This is a genomic window from Brochothrix campestris FSL F6-1037, assembly GCF_000525915.1.
Lineage (GTDB): Bacteria > Bacillota > Bacilli > Lactobacillales > Listeriaceae > Brochothrix > Brochothrix campestris.
In genome coordinates, this window is the sequence record NZ_AODH01000127.1 from 1 (window position 1) to 508 (window position 508).

Below are 508 nucleotides of genomic sequence, written 5' to 3' on the forward strand. Positions count from 1 at the left end.
AAGCACAGGCACGTCGGTGATATACTCAACTACAGTATTAAACTGACGCATGAGGCTGGAAGTGGCCCATGGGTTGGTCAAGTGGTAGATAAATTACCGAATCATGTGAGCTATGTACCAAACAGTACGACCATTGACGGCAAAGCAGTCGCCGACAAAGAAATTTGGAACGAACAAACGTTGACGGTGAAAGAGCTCCGTTTAACAAACGAAACAGCAACCGCAGTGATTGCCTTTAAGGTGAAACTAGAATCCGAGTCTGTAGGGACAACAGTTGTCAATAAAGCGGTGGCAACACCAAAAGATCCCGATGATAACCCACCCGTACCAGATATCCCAAGCGTACCGACAGTGGTGGTGCCGACAGCAGGTAAATTAAAAGCTGAGAAAAAACGTCTTCAATGCCAGCAATGATGCGATTGATCACAAAGCCGTTAAAGTTGGCGCGGTCATTAGCTATCAAATTAAGGCAACAAACACATCAGCGCCAACGACGATTATTAACAAG

1 protein-coding gene is annotated in these 508 nt (G+C 45.7%); it reads left to right on the forward strand.

Annotated elements, in window-relative coordinates; translation table 11 throughout:
* Positions 1 to 414: DUF11 domain-containing protein (locus tag BCAMP_RS14140; protein ID WP_035315945.1), on the forward strand; the 414-nt coding region annotated here is incomplete at its 5' end.
* Positions 415 to 508: the final 94 nt, after the last annotated feature.